The organism is Jannaschia marina, assembly GCF_013404595.1.
GTDB classification, from domain to species: Bacteria; Pseudomonadota; Alphaproteobacteria; order Rhodobacterales; family Rhodobacteraceae; genus Jannaschia; species Jannaschia marina.
Genome location: NZ_JABVAX010000001.1, coordinates 492,343 through 514,895 on the forward strand (window position 1 = coordinate 492,343; position 22,553 = coordinate 514,895).

Annotated in this window: 17 protein-coding genes; 15 read left to right on the forward strand and 2 right to left on the reverse strand. The window is 69.6% G+C overall.

Going from position 1 to position 22,553, the window contains the following annotated elements; translation table 11 throughout:
* Position 1: 1 nt before the first annotated feature.
* The gene (locus HSX43_RS02565; RefSeq protein ID WP_179378511.1) at positions 2 to 4,549 is read right to left on the reverse strand and encodes a translocation/assembly module TamB domain-containing protein; all 4,548 of its coding nucleotides are present in this window, start codon (positions 4,547 to 4,549) and stop codon (positions 2 to 4) included.
* Positions 4,549 to 6,327 (reverse strand): autotransporter assembly complex protein TamA, encoded by a 1,779-nt coding sequence (locus HSX43_RS02570; RefSeq protein WP_179378512.1) that lies wholly within the window; start codon positions 6,325 to 6,327, stop codon positions 4,549 to 4,551. The genes HSX43_RS02565 and HSX43_RS02570 overlap by 1 nt, the downstream gene beginning before the upstream one ends.
* Before the next feature lie 312 nt (positions 6,328 to 6,639).
* Between HSX43_RS02570 and HSX43_RS02575 the strand changes: the two genes are divergently transcribed.
* The 15 genes from HSX43_RS02575 (at position 6,640) to HSX43_RS02645 (ending at position 22,552) form a co-directional block, all read left to right on the forward strand.
* Positions 6,640 to 8,067: a circularly permuted type 2 ATP-grasp protein gene (locus tag HSX43_RS02575; RefSeq protein WP_179378513.1), complete on the forward strand. Its 1,428-nt coding sequence runs from the start codon at positions 6,640 to 6,642 to the stop codon at positions 8,065 to 8,067.
* Between the two features lie 58 nt (positions 8,068 to 8,125).
* A complete protein-coding gene (locus tag HSX43_RS02580; RefSeq protein ID WP_179378514.1) occupies positions 8,126 to 9,067 on the forward strand; it encodes an alpha-E domain-containing protein in 942 nt (313 codons plus the stop codon).
* Positions 9,064 to 9,894, forward strand: a complete 831-nt coding sequence (locus HSX43_RS02585) for a transglutaminase family protein (protein ID WP_179378515.1) — start codon at positions 9,064 to 9,066, stop codon at positions 9,892 to 9,894. Before HSX43_RS02580 ends, HSX43_RS02585 begins: the two co-directional genes overlap by 4 nt.
* Before the next feature lie 108 nt (positions 9,895 to 10,002).
* Positions 10,003 to 10,734 carry a proteasome-type protease gene (locus HSX43_RS02590; protein WP_179378516.1) on the forward strand — a complete coding sequence of 244 codons (732 nt, stop codon included), beginning with the start codon at positions 10,003 to 10,005 and terminating at the stop codon, positions 10,732 to 10,734.
* Between the two features lie 59 nt (positions 10,735 to 10,793).
* The gene (locus HSX43_RS02595) at positions 10,794 to 11,447 is read left to right on the forward strand and encodes an ABC transporter ATP-binding protein (RefSeq protein ID WP_179378517.1); all 654 of its coding nucleotides are present in this window, start codon (positions 10,794 to 10,796) and stop codon (positions 11,445 to 11,447) included.
* The gene (locus tag HSX43_RS02600) at positions 11,444 to 13,816 is read left to right on the forward strand and encodes an FtsX-like permease family protein (RefSeq protein WP_179378518.1); all 2,373 of its coding nucleotides are present in this window, start codon (positions 11,444 to 11,446) and stop codon (positions 13,814 to 13,816) included. Before HSX43_RS02595 ends, HSX43_RS02600 begins: the two co-directional genes overlap by 4 nt.
* Positions 13,806 to 14,822, forward strand: coding sequence for a lipocalin-like domain-containing protein (locus tag HSX43_RS02605; RefSeq protein ID WP_179378519.1), 1,017 nt, complete (start codon positions 13,806 to 13,808; stop codon positions 14,820 to 14,822). The genes HSX43_RS02600 and HSX43_RS02605 overlap by 11 nt, the downstream gene beginning before the upstream one ends.
* The gene (locus HSX43_RS02610) at positions 14,815 to 15,354 is read left to right on the forward strand and encodes a pyridoxamine 5'-phosphate oxidase family protein (protein WP_179378520.1); all 540 of its coding nucleotides are present in this window, start codon (positions 14,815 to 14,817) and stop codon (positions 15,352 to 15,354) included. Before HSX43_RS02605 ends, HSX43_RS02610 begins: the two co-directional genes overlap by 8 nt.
* 50 nt (positions 15,355 to 15,404) lie before the next feature.
* Positions 15,405 to 16,223 carry a flagellar motor protein MotB gene (locus HSX43_RS02615; RefSeq protein ID WP_179378521.1) on the forward strand — a complete coding sequence of 273 codons (819 nt, stop codon included), beginning with the start codon at positions 15,405 to 15,407 and terminating at the stop codon, positions 16,221 to 16,223.
* 137 nt (positions 16,224 to 16,360) lie between these two features.
* A complete protein-coding gene (locus tag HSX43_RS02620; RefSeq protein ID WP_179378522.1) occupies positions 16,361 to 17,671 on the forward strand; it encodes a flagellar hook protein FlgE in 1,311 nt (436 codons plus the stop codon).
* A gap of 25 nt (positions 17,672 to 17,696) precedes the next feature.
* Positions 17,697 to 19,139 (forward strand): FlgK family flagellar hook-associated protein, encoded by a 1,443-nt coding sequence (locus HSX43_RS02625; RefSeq protein WP_179378523.1) that lies wholly within the window; start codon positions 17,697 to 17,699, stop codon positions 19,137 to 19,139.
* A 1-nt stretch (position 19,140) separates the two neighbouring features.
* Complete coding sequence (locus HSX43_RS02630; protein ID WP_179378524.1) at positions 19,141 to 20,139, forward strand: flagellin; 999 nt, start codon at positions 19,141 to 19,143, stop codon at positions 20,137 to 20,139.
* 14 nt (positions 20,140 to 20,153) lie between these two features.
* Positions 20,154 to 21,269 (forward strand): flagellar basal body P-ring protein FlgI, encoded by a 1,116-nt coding sequence (locus HSX43_RS02635; protein ID WP_179378525.1) that lies wholly within the window; start codon positions 20,154 to 20,156, stop codon positions 21,267 to 21,269.
* Positions 21,270 to 21,584: 315 nt separating this feature from the next.
* Positions 21,585 to 22,391 (forward strand): S49 family peptidase, encoded by an 807-nt coding sequence (locus HSX43_RS02640; RefSeq protein WP_179378526.1) that lies wholly within the window; start codon positions 21,585 to 21,587, stop codon positions 22,389 to 22,391.
* On the forward strand, positions 22,391 to 22,552 hold the full coding sequence (locus tag HSX43_RS02645) for a hypothetical protein (RefSeq protein ID WP_179378527.1): 162 nt from the start codon (positions 22,391 to 22,393) through the stop codon (positions 22,550 to 22,552). Before HSX43_RS02640 ends, HSX43_RS02645 begins: the two co-directional genes overlap by 1 nt.
* The last annotated feature ends 1 nt before the right edge of the window (position 22,553 follow it).

Genomic DNA, 22,553 nt, shown 5'->3' on the forward strand with positions numbered 1-22,553 from the left:
CTCAGTAGTCCCTCTCGTAGAAGAGGCCGAGCGACGTGCCGCCCTCGACGCCGGCCGAACCGCGCACCGTCAGGTTCGGGGTCACGTCGAGGTTCAGGCTGATCGTCGCCTCGCCATCCTGATTGACCTCGACGTCGGTATAGACGTTGTCGGAGATGTACTTGCCTGCCCGAACCGCCACGTTGCCTTCGGAGTCGGTCGTGACGTCGAGGTCGTCGAGGCCGGCGCTGCCGCGCAGGTTCTCGAGGAGGCCTCCGTTGCCGCCCCCGGCGAGGACCGCGATCGAGTTCGCCAGCTGCAGCGCCTGCAGGGGCGAGAGCTGATCGAGACCGCGGCCGAAGAAGATCTGGGCGACGATCTCTTCCTGCGGGACGGACGGCGTCGATTCGAAACGGACCTCGATCGCATCCGCCGGGCCTTCGATCACGATCGCCGCTTCGATGGACTCGGTCTGCGTCACCGCGACCAGGCGGATGAAGGGCGTGAGGCTGCCGAGGAAGGAGATGCGCCCCTCGTCGAGGTCGAAGCGCTGTTCGAGGATGTCGAGACGGCCGCGGACCAGTTCGAAGCCGCCCGAGGTGATCGGGTCCGCCGTCGTCCCCGTCAGTCGCAAAGAGCCGCCGAGTTCCGCGTCGAGCCCGCGCCCGCGCACGAAGATGCGACCTGGTGCGTTGACCGTCAGGTCGAGCGCATAGACGGGGCCGCCCCCTCCCGCGCCCGCGTCCGCCTGTTCCTCGCGCCCGTCGACGCTCAGTCCGGCCCGCGCGAGCGTGCGCTGCACCGGGCGGGGGCTGCGCAGATGTTCGATCGGCGGCAGGTCTCCGATGGCGGTCAGGCCGGTGGAGGGCACGGCGATCTCGGCTCCGTCGATGGTGATCGTCCCGCCGATGGCGGCCCCGCCGGTCAGCGGGCCGTCGATCCGGACCGCGCCCTCGACATCGGCGGTATAGAGGCTCGGATCCTCGAGGGTGATGTCGAACTCGACACCCAGGTTCGCGTCGAAACCGCCCGAAAGGGCGACGGGGCCGTTCACCGCGATGCGCCCGCCGGTCTGCGGTGCCGCGGTCAGTGCGATCTGCGCGGCCCCACCACGCAGCTGGACGGCGGCGTCGATGGCGTCGAGCCCGTTGCGGATCGACGGGATTACGAGTGCCGCGCCCTGTGTCGAGATCGTGCCGCTCACCGCGTCGAGCCCGGCTGGACCGGAGATCTGCAGGTCGAAGCTGGCCACGCCCGAAAGCCGCCGCGGCGCGAGTGCGCCGTTGGCGAGGCCGAGTGGCGCGGAGCCGTTCACGGCGAGGTCGAGCGTGCCGTCGGTCCGCACGTCGCCCGCGACCTGCGCGGTCGTGCCGGCCGGACCGGTCACGTCGACATCGAGCGCCCAGGCATTGTCACGCTGCGCCGCCGTGCCCGCGACGCGCAGCGGGCCGGACAGATCCGGGACGAGAGGGCCGATGTCGGGCACAGCCAGGGTGAAACGGGCCTGCGGCGAGGGACCGGTGATCACGCCGTCGGCCTCGAGCGTCGCGCCGAGCGGACCGCCGGCGTCGAGGTCCACGGCCCAGTTGCCATTCTGCTGAAACACGCGACCCGAGGCGCGGAGCGGCCCCGAAAGTCCCGGTGCGAAGACGGCGACGTTGCCGACGTTCAATCGGACGTCGAGGTCGGCGTCGGGCCCGGTGGCGAGCCCTGTCACTTCCGCCTCGATCGCCTGCGCGCCGTTGACGTCGAGGTCCACGCGGAACTGGCCATCGACCTGTTCGGCCATGACGGCGTAGTTGATCGGCCCGCGCAATTGCGGAGCCAGACGGCTGCTGTCGGGCACCTGGCCGGTCGCCTGCACCGAGGGCACACCGTCGATCAGGTCGATCACCGCATCGACGGTCGCCGCATAGGGGCCGGTGCCCTCGAGCGTGACCTCGAAGCCGCTGTCGGTCTGGGTCGCGCGGCCGCCCACGTCGACGCCGCCCGGCACGGGGGCGAGCGGCGAAAGATCGTCGAGGCGCAGGCTGTAGTCGACGGCAAGCGGGGCCTCTGTCAGGATGGTCGCCACCGTCGCACGGGCATCGTAAGGGCCGCGCAGGGCGAAATCCGCGGCCCAGTCCGCGTTCTGCCTGAAGACCGCGCCGTCCACGTCGAGCCGCCCGTCGATGCCGGGTGCAAAGTCCGAGATGCGGGGCACGGTCGCGGCGATGCCGATCCGGGCCTCGTCGCCTGTGACGGGCCCCTTCGTACGCAGGGTGATGCCCGCGGGTGCGTCGACCGCGGCGTCGATCTCCCATCGGCCACCGATCTGCGCGAGCGTGCCGTCGAGACGCACGGCACCTGCAAGCGCGGGGACCGCCTCGAGTGCCGGCACCGGAGCGGTCACGTCGGGCACGGCGGCGGTGAAGGAGATCTTCGGGGCCGGACCGGTGACGGGTCCGTCGATGGAGGCGGTCACGTCCCAGGGGCCGCTTGCATCCACGTCGACCGACCACGTCCCGTCCTCGGCGAAGGCGCGGCCGTTGACGACCGCGCCGCCGGGGATGCCGGGTGCGAAGGGCTCGATGCGCGGCACGGTGGCGACGAAGGAGACGTCCGGAGCCTCTCCGGTCAGGAGGCCGCTGGCGGAAACCGTCACGTCATGCGGAGCGATCGCGTCGAGCGCGCCCTGCCAGCGGCCCTCCGGATCCTGCGTGGCGGTGACGGCGAATTCGACCGGCCCGTCGAGGCGCGGGTCGACGCGGGTGCCGTCGGCGAGGCGTGCGCTGAAGCGGGCCTCGGACCGCTCGCCCTGAAGGTAGGGCGCGGATTCGCTGTCGAGCAGGCGCACGGAGCCGTCGGCGACGAGATGCTCGTTTCCGAGGCGGAGCGCATCGACGAAGGTGCCGTCGACCGTGCGCCGGGTGGCGATGGTGAGCGTCGTCTCTCCCTCGAGCACTGCGTCGGCCTGTGCGATCCCCAGGGCCAGATCCTGCGTCTCGGCCCCGAGATCGAGCGCGAAGGTGCCCGCGACGGGGGCATAGGCCCCGCTCACCGTCGCTTCGGCCGCACCCGAGAGGTCGATGCCCGCGATGGCGGCAAGGCGGCTCAGCGCGTCGAAACGCGCGGTGAGGTTGGGGCGCAGGGTCAGGGACTGTTCCGGGTCGGTCCCGTCGATGTCGACGCCGCCGGTCAGCGCATAGTCCGGCCCGCGCAGGGCGAGATCGGTGAGGCGGACAGGCTGTCCCGTGGCCCAGTCGACGTCGGCATCGAGCGAGACCCGTGCGCCGACCGCCTGCGCCAGCGCCGGATCGGTGAAGCCGATCCCGTTCAGGACCGCCTCGATCCCCGCCGTTGCGCGGTCGACGGCTCCGTCGGTGCGGCTCAACGTGCCGGTGGCGCTGAAGGAGGCGTCGCCCAGTGTCATGGTCGGGGAGCGGTAGCCGAGCAGGTCGAGGGCCACGTCCCAGCGATCGGAAACGCTCGCATCGTGTTGCAGCGACAGGCTGGCGCGGCGCAGTTGGCTGTTGTTGGACGTGGGCAGGACGATCGCCGTGCCGTCCTCGGAGACGATCTCGCCCTCTATGTCGAGGAACCGGGGCCAGCCGTTCGCGCCGAGCGAGGCGGAGCCCGTGAGCGTCAGGGCGCGGGTGCGCAGGTCGAGCGTCTCGAGCTCCAGGTCGCCGCCCGTCGCCTGCAGGCCACGCGCGACGAGGGAGACGTCGTCGCCGAAGAAATCCTGGTATCGGGGCGCGAAGAGCGAGGTCACGTCACCCCCGAGGTCCACGGCGAAGGCGCGGCCGGCTTCGGTGCCCGACAGCTCGACCTGACCCGAGAGCCGTTCCGCCCCGTCGGAAGCGAGCACGATGTCGGCGGTAAAGGCGTCGAGCGGACCGGTGCCGTCGACGGTCAGGTCGATGGCCGGACGGCCGGGAAGCTGCAGCAGGGTCGCGGCGATGCCGTTCTGGGCCTCGGAGACGGCGAGGTCGATCGAGAGCCCTTCGGTCTCCGCGTCGAAGGCGGCGGCGATGTCGAAGTTGCCCGTCACCCCGTCGACCCGCTCGGCCCGGATCGCAGCCTGACCCGAGCCGTCGGCCAGCTGCGCCGAGGCGTCGAGCGTGAGCGCCAGATCCTGCCCCAGCAACGGCGCGCCGAGCTCGATGCGTTCGGCGCGCAGGGTCTCGACGTCGATCGAGACGGGAAGGTCGGGCAGGGAGAACCCGGAAGCTCCGGCGTCGGGCAGGGCCTCGACGCCCTCGGCCGGGAGCGGAGCGCGCGCGACCGAGATGAGACCCGCCGACAGCTCTTCCACCTCGAGCCGTCCGCGCAGCAGCGCCGAGCGGTTCCAGTCGAGCACCACCTCCTCGAGCCGCAGCCAGACGCCGTCGTCATCGGCGACCGTCAGGCTCTCGATGGTCGCCGTCGACGAGAGAGCGCCCTCGAACCCGTCGAGCCGGACGGTGAGGCCGGGGGCGGAGACGTTGTCCTCGATCAGGCCGACGAGGAAGCCGCGGTCGCGCTCCTCGCTGTCCTGGGCGAATACCGGGGTGGCCGCGAGGACCAGGGGGAGGAGATACCGCTTCATCAGAAGGCCTGCCCGATGCCGATGTAGACCTCGACGCCCGACGGGTCGTCCGGCCCCGAGAGCGGGACGCCGACATCGAAGCGGATCGGGCCGATGCCGGTATCGTAGCGCACGCCGATGCCGGCACCCGAGTGGCTCTCGCCGCCGCCGAAGTCGCTGTCGGGGCTGACGAGGCCGAAGTCCACGAAGCCCACGACGCCGATGCTGTCGGTCACCTTCTGCCGGATCTCGGTGGCGAGCCCGACGAAGGAGCGCCCGCCCACGAGGTCGCCCGACGGCAGTTCCACGCCGAGCGACTGGAACTCCTGTCCGCGCACGGTGCCGCCGCCGCCCGAGAAGAAGAGCGTGTTCGACGGAACCTCGTCGAGTTCGGGGCCCACGATGGTGCCGATCTGCAGGCGCGCGGCGATGACGGTGCGGTCGTCGGGGCCAAAGCCCTGGTAGCCGCGCAGGTCGGCGTCGAAGACGACGCCGGAGCCTGCGTCCTCGAAGCCGGCGAAGGGCCGAAGCCCGGCCTCCACGAAGTAGCCGTCGGTCGGGTTCAGAAGATCGTTGCGGCGATCGTACGTCGCCTCGAGCGGGATCGAGAGGATGGAGAAGGTCCGTTCGCCGAAGGCGTCGGTGTCCTTCGAGTACTCGTAGCCGATGCCGTAGGAATACTGGAACCGTTCGGAGACGATCCGCCGGGCTCCGACGTCGATATAGGCACGGTCCGCCTCGAAGTTCGGCTCGTCGAGCCGTTCCACGCCACCGTTCACGAAAAGGTCGGTCTCGGGGTTGAAGGTCGACGGGCGGTTGTAGGCGAAAGTGATGCCGTAGTCGGCTCCGCCTTCGCTGGCTCCGACGTCCTCGATCTCGCCCTCGATTCGCAGGCTGTCGGCATAGCCCGTCAGGTTGCGGTGCAGCCAGAAGGCCGAGGTCGAGAAGCCCTCGTCGGTCGAGATTTCGGCACCGAAGCCGAAGCGACGGGGAAGGCGCTCGACCACCTGGATCGTGAGCGGCAGCGTCGCGTCGGGACCGATCGTCTCGGCCTCCTGGATCGAGACGCTGCTGAAGGCGCCCGTACGCTGCAGCCGCTGGGCCGAGGCGCGGATCTGTTCGGGATCGAAGACCTGCCCCTGGCGCAGGTCGGCGATGCGGAGGATCTGGGTCTCGCGCACGTCCCGCGCGCCTTCGACGCGGGTGTTGCCGTAGGTCAGGCGCGGACCGGGCGCGACCGTGAGACGGGCATCGAGGGCGCGGGCGGGATGGTCTGCGGTGATGTCCTGCCCGGCGATTTCCGCCTTCGCATGGCCCTCCGCGCGCCAGGCGTCGACGCTGGCGGTGGCGGCCTGGCGGATCGGGCCGGTGCCGGCGACTTCGCCGCGCCGGAACCCCTCGGGCAGTTCGGTGCCGGGCGCGAGCGGCGCGACCGAGGTTTCGCGGAAGAGGAACCGTGGCCCCTCCTCGACCGAGATGGAGATCGTGCCGACGGGCGCGTCCGAGCCCACGGCGGGCAGCGCGGCCGCCTCTACACCGTCGACCCGGATCGAGATGACGGGGCCGAAATACCCGGCCTCGAAGAGAACGGCGAGAAGCCGCTGATAGTCGGCCTGCGCGGCGGCGACGAGGTTGCGGCGCACCGTCTCGCCGTCGTTCACGGCGGTGACCGCGAGCGACGAGTTGCGCAGCGTGTCGCGCAGGTCGTCGTCGGCCGGAAGGTCGAGTTGCAGATCGGCCGCCATGGCGGATTGCAGCGCAAGAAGGAGCGACGCTCCGGCGGTCAGGAAAAGTCTCACGCGATGTCCGTTTGTTGGCAGCCAGTGGACGCGGGCCCGAAAACACACCGGCACCCAAGGAAAGACCTAGCATTCGCACGGCACGGATAAAAGCCGCTGCAATCGCGGGAACCCCTTGAGAGGTTGGGACGTTCAGCCTCCGAACGCTCCGGCCCGGCCCAATCGCGCAAGGACGCGCGCCCCGGTGCCGGGCGTCCATTCCCTTCGAACTTCGCCTGATTTTCTTGCGCTTGATACAATTTATGGTTGTGCAAGCCCGGTTTGCGCGTCTGGATGGTTGCCATAATCCGACAGAGCCCGCAGGGTCCGGCTATGGCAGACGACACGCTGTTCGACGAAATGTTCGAGCCCGATGGCTCGGTCCGAGAGGCCTACCGCTCATTCGATTCCTGGTTCGCCGGTGCCGATCCGGCCGAGTTGCGCGCGAAGTCGCGCGAGGCGGAGGCGGTGTTCCGCCTGACGGGAATCACCTTCAACGTCTATGGGCAGGCGGAGGCCGCGGAGCGGCTCATCCCCTTCGACATCGTGCCACGCATCATCGCGGCGCGGGAGTGGGCCAAGGTCTCGCGCGGGATCGAGCAGCGGGTGCGCGCGCTCAACGCCTTCCTGCACGATATTCACCACCGGCAGGAGATCGTTCGCGCGGGCGTTCTGCCGGTCGAGATGATCGCGCGCAACGACGCCTACCTGCAGCAAATGATCGGGGTGGAACCCCCGGGCGGCATCTACACCCATATCGTCGGTGTCGACCTCGTGCGGACCGGACCCGATCAGTTCTACGTGCTGGAGGACAATGCGCGCACGCCCTCGGGCGTCAGCTACATGCTCGAGAACCGCGAGACGATGCTGCACATGTTCCCCGAGCTCTTCGCCGGGAACCGCGTGCGTCGGGTCAGCAGCTATCCGCAGAACCTCCACGCCTCCCTCGCCGCCTGCGCGCCCAAGCAGTGCGAGCAAGATCCGGTCGTGGCGGTGCTGACGCCCGGCATCCACAATTCCGCCTATTACGAGCACAGCTTCCTCGCCGACCAGATGGGTGTCGAACTGGTGGAGGGGCACGACCTGCGCGTGGTCGACGGACGCATCGCGATGCGCACCACCCAGGGCTACAAGACGATCGACGTGCTCTATCGCCGGGTGGACGACGATTTCCTCGATCCCCTCAACTTCCGCCCCGACAGCCAGCTCGGCGTGCCGGGCATCTTCGACGTCTATCGCGCTGGGGGCATCACCATAGCGAACGCGCCCGGCACGGGGGTCAGCGACGACAAGGCGATCTACAGCTACATGCCCGAGATCGTCGAGTTCTACACCGGCGAAAAGGCGATGCTCGAGAACGTGCCGACCTGGCGCTGCTCCGATCCGGACAGTCTGGGCCATGTGCTCGACAACCTGGAGGAGCTCGTCGTCAAGGAGGTGCATGGCTCGGGCGGCTACGGGATGCTCATCGGGCCGACGGCCTCGAAGAAGGACGTCCGCGAGTTCCGCAAGAAGCTCGAGGCGCGTCCAGGCAACTACATCGCCCAGCCGACGCTGTCGCTCTCGACCTGTCCGATCTTCGCCAAGACGGGCCTCACGCCGCGCCACGTCGATCTGCGGCCCTTCGTCCTCGTGTCGCCGAACGGGATCGACATCACGCCCGGCGGGCTGACGCGGGTGGCGCTCAAGAAGGGCTCTCTCGTCGTCAACTCCTCGCAGGGCGGCGGCACCAAGGACACCTGGGTCCTGGAGGAGGAGTGATGGGGACGCACGTGACATCGATCCGGACTGCCGGCCGTCCGACGGGAGGACGGCACTGATGCTGGGCAAGACCGCAGGCGGATTGTTCTGGATGTTCCGTTATCTGGAGCGGTCCGAGAATATCGCGCGTCTCGTCGAGACGGGACAGCGCATCGCCCTGACCCGGCCCGACACGGCCGAGGGCGAATGGGCCAGCGTGCTCAAGACGGCCTGGGCGCATGATGCGTACCTCGAGGCCCATGACACGATCCAGGGCGACGTCGTCGTCAACTGGCTCCTTCGCGATCGCGACAACCCCTCCTGTGTGCTCAACTGCGTCGAGAACGCCCGGACGAACGCGCGGCTCGTGCGCACCGGCCTCACGCGGGAGGTCTGGGAAGCGGTGAACGAGTGCTGGATGACGCTGAAGGAGGATCTCGCCCGCAAGGTGCAGCCGAAGGACCTGCCGCGCGTCCTCGGCACGATCAAGCAGCGGTCTGCCTTCGTGCGCGGAGCCCTGCACGGCACGATGCTGCGCCGCGACGTCTACGACTTCGCCCGCATCGGCACCTTCATCGAACGCGCCGACGCCACCGCGCGGCTCCTCGACGTGAAATACTACGTGCTGCTTCCCTCGGCGGCGGGCGTCGGCTCGCCGCTCGACAATGCCCAGTGGGAGATGATCCTGCGGTCGGTTGCCGCCGAAGGGGCCTTCCGCACGCTCCACGGCCGGACCCGGACGCCCCGCGACATCGCGCGGTTCCTCATCCTGGACGGCCGCCTGCCGCGCAGCCTGGCGTTCTGCTATGCCAAGATCGGCGACAATCTCGGCTACCTCGAGAGCGACTACGGTGTCCGCTTGCCGAGCCACGATCAGGCCGATGCGATCTGCCAGCACCTGCAGCAATCGACCATCGACAGCATTTTCGAGACCGGTCTGCACCAGGTCCTGCAGGATTTCCTGCGCCGCAATGCCGGCCTCGCCGCGCAAATCGAAAGCGACTACAGGTTCATGCAATGACCGAGACGCCCCAGACCGCCACGCTCGACATCCGCCACAGCACGACCTACCGCTGGACGGCCCCCGTCAGCTACGCGCTCCAGCAGCTGCGTCTCACCCCCAAGAGCCGGCGCGGCCAGGACGTACTCGACTGGAAGACGGAGATCACGGGCGGCCAGGTCGAGACGTCCTTCGACGACAGCCACCACAACCGCACGGAGCTCGTCTCCGCGAATGCCGGAAGTCGCGAGATCACGATCACCGCACAGGGGCGCGTGCGGCTGGAGGATACGTTGGGCGTCATCGGTCAGCAGCAGGGATACATGCCGCTCTGGATGTTCCTGCGCGCGACCGACCTGACCCGTCGCGGCAGCGGCACGCTCGGCCTCGCCCGCGACGTCCGCGAGATCGAGGAGCCGCTCGAACGGCTCCACGCGCTCTCCGCCGCGATCCGGGAGACGGTGGCCTACGACACCGGCGAGATGGACGTTGCGCGCACCGCAGAGGAGGCGATCGCCGCAGGCACGGGCGTCTGCCAGGACCATGCGCATGTCTTCGTGACCTGCGCGCGGCTGCTCGACTGCCCCGCGCGCTACGTCTCGGGTTACCTGCGGATGGATGGCCGCGACGATCAGGACGCGACGCACGCCTGGGCGGAGGCCCATGTGGACGGGCTCGGCTGGGTCGGTTTCGACGTCTCGAACGGCATCTCGCCCGACATCCGCTACGTCCGGGTGGCGACGGGGCTCGACTATTCCGACGCGGCCCCCGTCTCGGGCATCCGCAGCGGGGCCGGACTCGAGGCGATGGAGGTGAGCGTCTCCGTCTCCGAAGCACAGCAGCAGTAGCCCGCCGATGCGCCGTTGCGGCAGGCCGGCGCAAATCAACCTCCCGATGCTTGACACGACGGGCCGCGCGCCCGACCTCTGGATCCGATCACAGTTGGACCAGTTCCCATGACCTATTGCGTTGGCCTGCAGCTCGAGCGCGGCCTCGTCTTCCTGTCGGACACGCGCACGAACGCAGGCATCGACAACATCTCCACCTACCGCAAGATGCACACCTGGGAGGTGCCGGGAGAGCGTGCACTGGTGCTGATGACCGCCGGCAACCTCGCGACGACGCAGGCCGTCGTGAGCCTCCTGGAGGAGCGCAATCTGGCACCCTCTGAGCGCGACCCGACGATCCTGAGCGCGCCGACGATGTTCCAGGCCGCGCGCACCATCGGACAGACCCTGAAGGACACCATCGTACAGCAGCGTGAGGGCGGGCCGACCGCGGGCACGACCTTCAACGCCACGATGATCTTCGGCGGCCAGATCAAGGGCGGCCCGGCCCGCCTCTTCATGATCTACCCCGAGGGCAACTTCGTCGAGGCGCAGCCCGATACGCCCTTCTTCCAGATCGGCGAGACGAAGTACGGGCGGCCCATCCTCGTGCGGGCCTACGACGCGGAGATGGAGTTCACGCAGGCGGCGAAACTCCTGATGGTCAGCTTCGACTCGACGATCCGGGCAAACCTGTCGGTCGGCACCCCGCTCGACCTGCAGATCTACGAGACCGGCAGCCTGCGCCTCGGGACGAGCCGCCGTATCGAGGACAGCGACCCGGACTGGCGCGCCGTGTCCGACGGTTGGTCGGACGCGCTGCGCCGGGCCTTCGACAGCTTGCCGGACGTCACGCTCTGAGCCTGCACGCGCGGCGATTTGGCGGTTGAACTCCGTCGCCCGTCGCCTACCGTCCGCCCATGCTTCTTTCTGCCCGTGCCGTCGAAAAATCCTTCGAGACCGCCGACGGCTCCCATCCCGTGCTGCGCGGGGTGTCGCTGGAGCTGGCCGCCGGCCGCACGCTGGCGCTGACGGGCGAGAGCGGGTCGGGCAAGTCGACGCTCCTGCATCTGCTCGCCGGGCTCGACACGCCAGACGGGGGGACGATCGAGATCGAGGGGCAGGACATCGCCCACCTCGATGACGCGGGACGGGCGGCGCTGCGTCGGTCGCGCGTCGGGCTCATCTTTCAGCAGTTCAACCTGATCCCGTCGCTTTCGGTCGCCGACAACCTCACCTTCCACGCCCGCCTCGCCGGTCGGGAGGTCGAGGGCGTCGCCGATCTCGCCGCGCGCCTCGGCCTCGGCGACCATCTCCATCGGTTCCCCGAGCAGCTCTCCGGCGGACAGCAGCAGAGGGTCGCCATCGGGCGCACCGTGCTGGCGCGTCCCGCGCTCGTGCTTGCCGACGAGCCCACCGGTAACCTCGACGAGGCGACGGGTGATGCGACGATCGACCTTCTGCGCGGCCTCGCGTCGGAGACCGGTGCCGGTCTTCTCATGGTCACGCATTCCGACCGTCTGGCTGCGATGCTCGACGCGCGGCTGCACCTGCGTGCGGGGCAACTCGCGTGAACCGCGCGGCGCTCGGCGCGCTTCTGGCGCATTGGCGGCGACATCCGGTGCAGCTTGCGACGCTGGTGATCGGTCTCGCGCTCGCCACCGGGCTATGGATCGGGGTGCAGGCGATCAACGCGCAGGCGCGGCTCTCCTACGACCGGGCGGCGGCCACCCTCGGGCAGGAGAACCTGCCGCGCCTCGAAGGGGCGCTCACGCTCGACGACTTCGTGACCGCCCGGCGCGCGGGCTGGCTCGTGACGCCCGTCCTCGAAGGCCGCATTCCCGGCACGAGCCTGCGGCTTCTCGGGATCGACCCCTTCACCGCGCCGCCCTCCGCCGCCTCGGGGGATCTGGGCGAGGCGGAGGTGCTGACGGCCTTCCTGACCGGCGAGGTCGTCTTCGCGCCGCCGGGCACGGACCTGCCGCCCGGCCTCCCTGCCGTGCAGGCGGCCGACGTCGCGCCCGGCCTCGTGCTGGCGGATATCGCGGCGGCGCAGGCGATCCTCGAGACGGAGCGGATCACGCGGCTGCTGGTGTTGCCGGGGGCGCGTGACGGCCTGACGCCCCTGACCGAGCTTCTGCCAGGAACCACGCGCATCGCCCCGCAAGGCGAAACCGACATCGCGCGGCTCACCGACAGCTTTCACCTGAACCTGACGGCCTTCGGCCTTCTGGCCTTCGCCGTCGGTCTCTTCATCGTCCACGCCGCCATCGGTCTCGCCTTCGAGCAGCGGCGGACGCTCTTTCGCACGCTCCGCGCCCTCGGCCTGCCCGCGGCACGGCTGACCCTCCTTCTGGCGGCGGAGCTCGTCGTCTTCACCTTCGTCTCCGGCACCCTCGGTATCCTCCTCGGCTACGGGGTGGCTGCGCTCCTACTGCCGGGCGTAGCCGCGACGCTCTCGGGTCTCTATGGGGCCGGCGTCGCGGGGGAACTGAGCCTGTCGCCCCTCTGGTGGCTCTCGGGGTTCGCCATGGCCGGCCTCGGTCTCGCGCTCGCGGGCGGGCAGGCGCTCTGGCAACTCGCGCGCCTGCCGATCCTCGCCCCCGCCATGCCGCGCGCCTGGGCCCGGGCGCGCGCCGTCACGCTCCGGCGACAAGGGGCGGGCGGCATCGCGCTCCTCGTCGTCGCGGCGGCACTTGCGCTCTGGGGCGATGGCCTGCTGGTCGGGTTCCTCTGTCTCGGCGCGCTCCTTCTCGGGGCCGCGCTCCTCCTGCCGCCACTCCTCGCCGTCGCGCTCGACTTCGGGGCAGGCCGGGCGCGCGCGCCGTTCACGCAATGGCTCTGGGCCGACGCGCGGCAGCAGGTGCCGGGCCTGAGCCTCGCGCTCATGGCGCTCCTCCTCGCGCTTTCGGCCAACATCGGGGTCGGGACGATGGTCGGCAGCTTCCGCGCGACCTTCACCGGCTGGCTCGATCAGCGGCTCGCGGCGGAGCTCTACCTCTACGCGGCCGACGCCGAGGAGGCGCGCGCGATGGAGGCGTTTCTCGACGGCCGGGTCGACGCCGTCCTGCCCGTGGCCATCGCGCCCGCCCGGATCGAGGGCGCACCGGGCCAGATCTTCGCTCAGACGGACCACGCGACCTTCCGCGACAACTGGCCGGTCCTCGATGCCGTGCCGGGGGTCTGGGACAGGCTGGCCGCGGGCGAGGGGGCGCTGGTCAACGAGCAATTGGCGCGGCGCGAGGGGCTCTGGGCCGGGGAGAGCGTCGATCTGGGGCAGGGTGGGATGCGCGAGATCCTCGGTGTCTATTCCGACTACGGCAACCCGGCCGGGCAGGCGATCCTGAACGCGGCGCCTTTTCGGGAGGCCTTCCCCGACACGCCCTTCCTGACCTTCGGTCTGCGGCTCGATCCCGGGGATGTGCAAGCGCTGTCATCGGAACTCGTCGCCCGCTTCGACCTGCCCGCAGACCGGATCGAACGGCAGGCCGAGGTCAAGGCCGCCGCGCTCGCCATCTTCGAGCAGACCTTCGCCGTGACGGCGGCGCTCAACGTGCTGACGCTCGGGGTCGCGGCCTTCGCGCTCTGGGCGTCGCTCACCACGCTCGGCACGATGCGCCTCCCGCAGGTGGCCCCCGTCTGGGCGCTGGGAACGACGCGGGCGCGGCTCGCGCAGGCCGACCTTCTGCGCGCGCTCCTCCTCGCGACCTTCACCGCGCTCCTGGCGATCCCGACGGGGATCCTGCTTGCCTGGGTCTTGCTGTCGGTCGTGAACGTGCAGGCCTTCGGCTGGCGTCTGCCGCTTCTGGCGGATCCGATGGGATGGATCGTCCTCGCGCTCGCAGCCATGGCGGCCGCGGTGCTGGCCGCGACGCTCCCCGCCTGGCGGCTTTGGCGCATGTCCCCTGCCGAGCTTGTGAAGGTCTTCGCCCATGAACGTTAAGGCCCTTCTTCTCGCACTCTGCCTGGCCATGCCGGCGCAGGGGCAGGGCTTTGCCGGTCTGGGGCAGGGCGGCGAGGGGTTCGCGCTGCCGACGCCCGACCCCACGTTCACCTTTCCCGAAGACCATGGACCCCATCCCGACTACCGCATCGAATGGTGGTATCTGACCGCCGCGCTCGAGGACGCCGAAGGCCGGGCCTACGGCGTGCAATGGACGCTCTTCCGCTCCGCGCTCACGCCCGAGGGGCCGCAGGTCTGGATGGGACACTTCGGGCTGACCACGCCCGAGGCGCATTTCACCGGCGAGCGTCTGGCCCGCGGCGGCATCGCGCAGGCCGGTGTGACGGCCGCGCCCTTCGCCGCCTGGATCGACGACTGGCGGATGGAGGGGACGGACCTCGCCGCGCTCGACCTCGTGGCGCGCACCGGGGAGGCGGGCTATGACCTCGCGCTCTCGGCCGAGGGGCCGCTCGTCTTCCACGGGGACGCGGGCTTCTCGGTCAAATCCGCCACCGGACAGGCGAGCTACTACTATTCCCAGCCGTTCTACGCCGTCTCGGGCACGCTGCATCTGCCCGAAGGCGACGTCGCGGTGACGGGCAGGGGCTGGCTCGACCGGGAATGGTCTTCGCAACCGCTCGAGGGCGACCAGGAGGGGTGGGACTGGTTCTCGCTCCACCTCGACGACGGCGCGCGGTTGATGGCCTTCGCGCTGCGCGGCGGGTCGGACTTCCACTACGCCTCCTACATCCATCCCGACGGCCGGCTCGTACCGTTCTATGGCGATGCGCTCGAGCTGACGCCCCTCCGGACGGCCGAGGTCGCCGGACGTGACGTTCCGGTGGAGTGGCGGCTGTCCCTGCCGGCCGAGGGCATCGACCTGACCGTCGAGGCCGTGAACGACGATAGTTGGCAGGCCACGCTCTTTCCCTATTGGGAGGGGCCGGTGCGGGCCACCGGCACCCACGAGGCCGTCGGCTTTCTGGAGATGACGGGCTATGAGTGACCCCTTCGACCGGCTCGGCACGCTCGAGGCGCATATCTGGGCGCGCCTCGCCGAGGGGGCGGCGGATGCACGCGATCCGTTCCGTTTCGTTACGCTCGCGACGATCGGCGCGGACGGCCCCGAGGCGCGGACCGTTGGCCTGCGTCGCGCGGATCGGGCGGCGCGCGAGGTCGAGGTTCATTCCGATCTGCGGACGGCCAAGGTCCGCGCCCTCGAAGGCGACCCGCGCGCCGAGATCCTCTGCTGGGGCGCGGCGGTGCAGCTTCAGGTCAGGCTCCGGGTGCGGGTGACGTTCCTGCCGGCAGACCCCGATCGCTGGGCCCGCGTGCCCGACGAGGCGCGGCTCAACTACGGCACCGACCCGGCCCCCGGCACGGCGATCCCGGCCCCCGAGACCCTGCGCCGGACGCCGGACATCGCCCGGTTCGTGGCGCTCCTCGGCCGGGTCGAACGGATCGACGTCGTCTCGCTCGCCCACGATCCGCACCGGCGTGCGATCTTCGCGCCGGAGGGCCGCTGGGTCGCTCCCTGAGGTAACCGGATCTTCATCTTTGCCGCCTAGGGCCGGGGTCGGAGGTGCCCATGGCTACCGGCAAGGACGACAACGCCCGCCCGATCATCATCAAGCGCAAGAAGGTGGTGCAGGGCGGGCATCACGGCGGTGCGTGGAAGGTCGCCTACGCGGATTTCGTGACCGCGATGATGGCGTTCTTCATGCTGATGTGGCTGCTGAACGCGACCACGGACAAGCAGCGCCGAGGCCTCGCCGACTACTTCAGCCCCACCGTCACGATCAGCGCGACCTCGGGCGGCGGCGACGGCGCGCTCGGCGGAACCTCGATGTCCGCGGACGCGAGCCGGGTGCAGTCGGGGCGGGGCGGCGTCGCGCCCACCGACGCGAACGGTTCGACCGAGGAGGACCGCGCGCTCGAGGCGCTCGAAGCCGCGATCCTCGGCAAGGGGGGCGAGAGCCTCGTGGAGGAGGAGGTCCTTCGGCACGTCTCTATACGCCTCACCGATCAGGGGCTCGTGCTCGAGTTCTTTGCCCTGCCCGGGTCGCCGCTCTTCGACGGCGAGGGGCCGACGGCTTTGATGACGCGTCTGCTGCGGTCCGTCGGGCCCGAGCTCGCCGCCGTCCCGAACGCTCTCGCGGTCGAGGCGTTCGCCGCCGCCCAACCCGTCGTGACACGCGATCCCCAGGCCTGGGCGGCGTCCCAGTCCCGCGCCGATGCCGTGCGCCGGGCCCTGCCGGGGGCCGGCGTGGCAGGCGCGCGCGTCATCCGCGTCACGGGCCACGGCGACCGGCGGCCCGTCGCGGAAGACCCGCTCTCGGTGCGCAACAATCGCGTGGAGATCGTCGTCCTGCGCGGCACGGTCCCGCCGGCTCTCGCGGGACGATGAAAACTTGAATCATTCGGCCGGGTCTCTGCCCCGAAAAGGCCGCAGACGTTAGCGCGTCCTTAACTCCTCGAACGCGAATGTCCGGTCATCGGCGGGCCGCGTCCCGCGCGCCCAGGACTTTCCAGAAAGGACGATAGATGACGATTTCCTCTTCCCTGAACGCCGGTGTCACGGGGTTGAACGTCAATGCCAGCCGTCTCGCGACGATCTCCGACAACATCGCGAACTCCGAGACCTTCGGCTACAAGCGGGCGACCGCGGATTTCCACTCGCTCGTCCTCAACCAGAGCCGCGGCACCTATTCGGCCGGCGGCGTGCGCGTCACCACCGGCCGCGCGGTCGATCAGCGCGGGGCGCTGGTGACGACGAACAATCCGACCGACCTGTCCATCAGCGGCCGCGGAATGCTCCCGGTCACGCCGTTCACTGCCGTCACCGCCGGGAATGGCGACCTGCCGCTCTACATGACGTCGACCGGATCGTTCCGGCCTGACTCCAATGGCATCCTGCGCAATGCCGCGGGCCAGGCGCTTCTCGGCTGGCCCGCCGATCGCGACGGCAACATCCCGAGCTTCCCGCGCGATACCACCGGCGGGCTCGAACCGATCCGCATCGCCGAGAACCAGTTCGAGGGCGATCCGACCACGCGCATCGGCCTCGGCGTCAACCTGCCGGCGACCGACACGCTTTCCGACGGCACCGGCGATCCGCGCGTCCTGGTACTGGAATACTTCGGGAACCTCGGTGAATCGCAGAACCTCGACATCACCTTCACGCCCACCCTGCCGACCCCGCCGGCGACCGATGCCACGAACGAATGGACGGTCACGGTCAACGACGGGGCGCAGGGCGGTGCGCTCGTCGGCGAATACACCGTCGTCTTCGACGATACCCGACAGAACGGCGGCACCATCGCCAGCGTGACGCCGGGCTCCGTCGGCACCTACGACCCCGCGACCGGTCTGATGTCTGTGAACGTCCTCGGCGGTGCGCTCGAGCTCGATATCGGCGAGCCGCTGCAGGGCGGGGGCCTGTCGCAACTCTCCGACCAGTTCTCGCCGCTCTCGGTGACGAAGAACGGCTCGCCCGTGGGCAACCTCGCCGGGATCGAGGTCGATGCCCTCGGGCTTCTGACGGCGGTCTACGACAGCGGCTTCACGAAGACGCTGTTCCAGATCCCGGTGATCGACGTGCCGAACGTCAATGGGCTGACCCCGCTCGCGAACCAGACCTATCAGGTCTCGCAGGACAGCGGGCCCTTCTACCTCTGGGATGCCGGTGACGGCCCGGTCGGCGACATCATCGGTTATTCCCAGGAGGAGAGCACGACCGACGTCGCCGGCGAGCTCACACAGCTGATCCAGACCCAGCGGGCCTACAGTTCAAATGCCAAGGTCATCCAGACGGTCGACGAGATGCTGCAGGAAACAACCAACATCAAGCGCTGACCGCGCCTAGCCGAGGAGCGTCACCATGAGCCTGTCCTCTTCCCTCAATACCGCGATCGCCGGGCTCGACCTGAGTTCCCGCCGCGCGGAGGTCGTCTCCCGCAACGTTGCCAATGCCGATCGCGCGGGCTATGCCCGGCGCAGCGTCACCGCGGGTGGCCCGTCCCTCGGAAGCCCGGGCGCGTCGCACGGTATCGACCGTGCGGTCGACGCCCGGCTGCAGCACCTTCGCCGGGAGGCTCAGGCCCGCGCGGCGCACCAGGAGACGCTCTTCGATTTCCACGCACGTCTCGACGCGGCGATCGGCGATCCCGACACACCGGGCAGCCTGCAGGACAGGCTCGCGCGTCTCGATGCCGCCTTCGTCGGCGCGGCGGCGGATCCCCAGTCGGATGTGCGCCTGACCGAGGTCGTGACCGCCGCCTCCGATCTCGTCACGCTGCTCAACGATCTCGATGATCTGGTCATCTCCGCCCGAGAGGGTGCCGATGCCGATATTGCCGGCGACGTCGCCCGTCTCAACGCGGACCTCGCGGAGGTCGCGCGGCTCAACACCCAGATCAAACGCTTCAGTCTGGGTGGCAGCGAAACCGCGGATCTGGAGGATCAACGCACCGTCCTCGTGGACCGGATCTCCGAGATCGTCCCGGTGCGGTCCCTGCCGCGCGACGACGGGGCCGTCGCCCTCGTCTCCCACGGTGGCACGATACTTCTCGATGGTCGGCCCGGTACGTTCGAGTTTGCCCCGCGGCGTCCGATCACTCCCGCCATGACGAACCCCGGTCAGCTCTCGGGCCTTCTGTTCAACGGTCGTCCCCTCGCAACGGCCGGCGCGTCTTCCGCGATCCCCGGAGGGCGTCTTGCGGCCAACTTCGAGCTGCGGGACGAGATCGCGCCGGATGCCACGGCGCTTGTCGACACCGTCGCTGCCGATCTCATCGGCCGCTTCGAGGATCCTGCTGTCGATCCGTCGCGTCCTGCCGGCAGCCCCGGTCTCTTCACCGAGGCCGGGGCAGCGCTCTCGGCGGCCCCCGATCCCGGTCTTGCCGGTCGCCTCCGCCTCAATGGCGTCGTCGATCCTGCCGCCGGCGGCCAGGCCTGGCGGATCCGCGACGGCCTCGGAGCAGCCGCGCCCGACCCCCGTGCCCCGGGCGACCTGCTCCTGGATCTCGGCGGCCTGATCGGTGCCGTCCGTCCGGCTCCGGGTGCGCCCGCCGGACCGTCGCGCACGCTCGTCGGTCTGACGGCAGACCTGAAATCCGGGGTGTCCGGCAACCGCCTCCGCGCGGAAGACGCACTCAACATCACGCGCTCGGAGGTTGCCGGGCTCGTCGATGCACGGGACGGGGGCGGTGTCGACATCGACACCGAGATGCGCCGCCTCATCGAGATCGAACAGGCCTACGCCGCGAACGCGCGCGTGATCCAGGCGGTCGACACGATGCTCTCCAGACTGACGGAGCTCTAGGATGCTGACGAAGACCGCCCTGCTGCCGCTTCTGTCCCCGCGGGACACATCAATCGAGACGCGCGCCCAGATCGATCGTCTGTCGGAAGAGCTGGCGTCCGGACGCGGCAGCGATACCGGCCGTGCCTTGCGCGCCGACTTTTCCGGGTTTTCCCGCGCGGCCCATGCGCTCCGCACCCTGGAGGCCCGCGAGACGGCCCTGTCACGCGGCGCGTCCTGGCTTTCAGCGGCACAGGACGCGCTTGCCACCTTGGAGACTGCGGGAGCGGCCGTATCCCAGGGCTTTGGCGCGACATTCTTCGGAGGCACGGCAGCGGATCTCTCGGCGCTCGCCGGCATCGCGTCCGGGCGGCTGTCCGACGCGCTCTCCGCCCTTTCCGGAACCCATGGCGGGCGCGCGCTTTTCGCGAACGGGGACGCGTCGGGCGCGGCCCCTCTCGACACTGCGACGTTCCTCTCCGATATCGAGACCCTCGCCCGGGGCAGTGGTGATCCGGGCAGTCTGCTGCAGGCATTCGACAGCTATTTCACGCCGGGCGGCGGCTTCGACCTCGTTCTCTCCGGCGCACCGCCCGATCCGGTCCGCATTTCGCTCGGGGAGGGTACCGCGCTCGAGGTTCCGCTCGCCCTCGGCGATCCCGAGATCCGCACGATGCTGCGCGATCTGGCCGTCGTCGCATCGCTCGACGAAGCCGGCTTTGCCATGGGGGCGGGCGAGCTGAACACGCTCGGTCTTGAACTGCCCCGCCGTGCTGCGGAAGGTCAGGCCGCCCTTGCTCGCAAACGCGGCGAGGTCGGCGCAGTCGAGGCTCGGGTCGATGATCTTGCCGACCGCCTCGCGCAGGATCGGCTCCGGTTCGAGCAGGAGAGGTCCGATGCGGTCGGGGTCGATGCCTTCGACGTGGCGAACCGGCTCCAGAACGAAATGACCCGGCTCGAGACGATCTACTCGGTCACGGCCAGACGATCGCGTCTCCGCTTGACGGATTACCTGCGATGACCGGGCCGGGCAGAATGCCACGTGCCGTGATCGTCGGTCTCTTGGGCCTCGTCCTGCTACTTGGCTGGGCCGGGACGGGGCAGGCGCAGTCGATCCGGATAAAGGATCTCGTCGAATTCGACGGGGTGCGGGGCAACGACCTCGTCGGCTATGGCCTCGTGGTCGGTCTGAACGGCACGGGTGACGGTCTGCGCAATGCGCCCTTCACCGAGGAGATCATGACGAACATCCTGGAACGGCTCGGCGTCAACGTCACGGGCGAGCAGTTTCGCCCGAAGAACGTCGCCGCGGTGATCGTAACCGCGGAACTGCCGGCCTTCGCACGGTCGGGCGGACGGATCGACGCCAGCGTCTCGGCGATTGGCGACGCCGACAGCCTGCTCGGGGGAACACTCGTGATGACGCCGCTCACGGCGGCGGATGGCGAGATCTATGCGGTCGCCCAGGGCACCATCATCGCGGGGGGCGTCTCCGCGACCGGAGACGCGGCCACGGTAATCGAAGGGGTCCCGACGGCCGGTGTCGTCCCCGGGGGCGCGCGGGTCGAGCGGGAGGTCGACTTCGATTTCACAACGATGACACAGATCCGGCTCGCGCTGCGGAGCCCCGATTTCACGACGGCCGCCCGGGTCGAAACGGCGATCAACCGGCAGTTCGGGCGCGGCGTCGCGCGGATGCTCGATGCGGGGACTGTTCTGCTGGATACGGCACGGGCGGGGCGCGCGTCGCCGGCCCATCTCATCAGTGACCTCGAGAACGTCACCGTGACGCCCGAACATCGGGCCCGCGTCGTCGTGGATCAGGCCTCCGGGACGATCGTGATGGGAAGCACCGTCCGGATCTCGGAGGTCGCGGTCTCTCAGAACAACCTTACGCTGAGGATCGAGGAGGCGCCGATCGCGGTGCAGCCGAACCCGTTCAGTGCGGGGGAGACGGTCGTCGTACCGCGCACCGGCGTCGCCCTTCAGGAGGAACCGGGGCCGGGGCTCGCGATCGTTCAGGGCGGAACGACCTTGTCGGATGTGATCGCCGGGTTGAACGCACTTGGCGTTTCGGCCCGCGACATGATCGATATCCTGAAGAGCATCAAGGCGGCGGGCGCGCTCCACGCCGAGTTCATCGTCCGCTAGATCGAGCCCGCGAACCGCGGGGCATCGGCGCAACGATCGGTGCCTCGTCCGCAACGCCTGTCCGGCAATGTCCGCTGCGCAAAGCGCCGGCACGGGAAGCACCGGAACAGAAAGAGACCGGACGGCGAGCGTTTCGAGCGGACGACAGTCGCCGTCACGGACAGCAACAATCGACGGGCGCGGATCGTAGGAACCGGCCATTCCGTTGCCGTTCGGACGCATGGGATATGCCAAGAGCGGCCGAACCCAAGGGAAGCCATCGCGAAGTACGGACCGCGCCTTGTTCCCCACCCCCCTGCGCTATACATCCTGCCCATGCTCGCACGCCTGCGCCACCCGCTTCGCCCCCGACCGAACCGTGTCACGGTCCTGCGCCTCCAGGGGGTCATATCCGGGACGGCCGGACGCGGGGCGCTCAATCACGCCGCGTTGGCCCCGCTTCTGGAACGCGCCTTTCGCAAGGGCAAACCGAATGCCGTCGCGCTCTCGATCAACTCGCCCGGCGGCTCGCCCGTGCAGTCCTCGCTGATCGGGGCGCACATCCGGCGCCTGTCGGAGGAGCTTTCGGTCCCGGTTCACGCTTTCGTCGAGGACGTGGCCGCCTCGGGCGGTTACTGGATCGCCGCGGCGGCGGACGACATCTGGGTCGACGAGAGTTCGATCACGGGCAGTATCGGGGTCATCTCGGCCAGCTTCGGCTTTCAGGAGCTCATCGCCCGCTATGGTGTTGAACGGCGCGTCCACACCGCCGGCGAGGACAAGTCCATGCTCGACCCGTTCCGGGCTGAGCGGGCCGAGGACGTGGAGCGACTGAAGGATCTTCAGGCCAAGATCCACGTGCAGTTTATCGATCACGTCAAGGCACGCCGCGGAACGCGCCTCGTGACCGACCGCGACCTCTTCACCGGCGAGATCTTCCTCGGCCGCGATGCCATCGACACGGGGCTGGCGGATGGCGTCGCCCATCTGGTCCCGAAGCTGCAGGAGCTCTACGGCGAGAAGGTGAAGCTCACCCATCTCGGTCAGAAGCGCCCGCTTCTGCAACGGCTCGTCCCTGGACTGCTCGCATCGGCGGAGCAGGCGCTGGTCGAGCGCGTGGCCTGGGCGAGGTTCGGCCTCTGATGCTCGTGAAGATCGTCACCGTCTTCCTGATCGGCATCGCCGTTCTGGCGATGTTCGGTCGCTTGCGGTTTCCGGGGGTGCCCCGGATCGGACAGCGGAAGTGCGCGTCCTGCGGGGCTCCCCGTGTCGGGCGCGGGGCCTGCCCCTGCGGCAAGGGGTAGA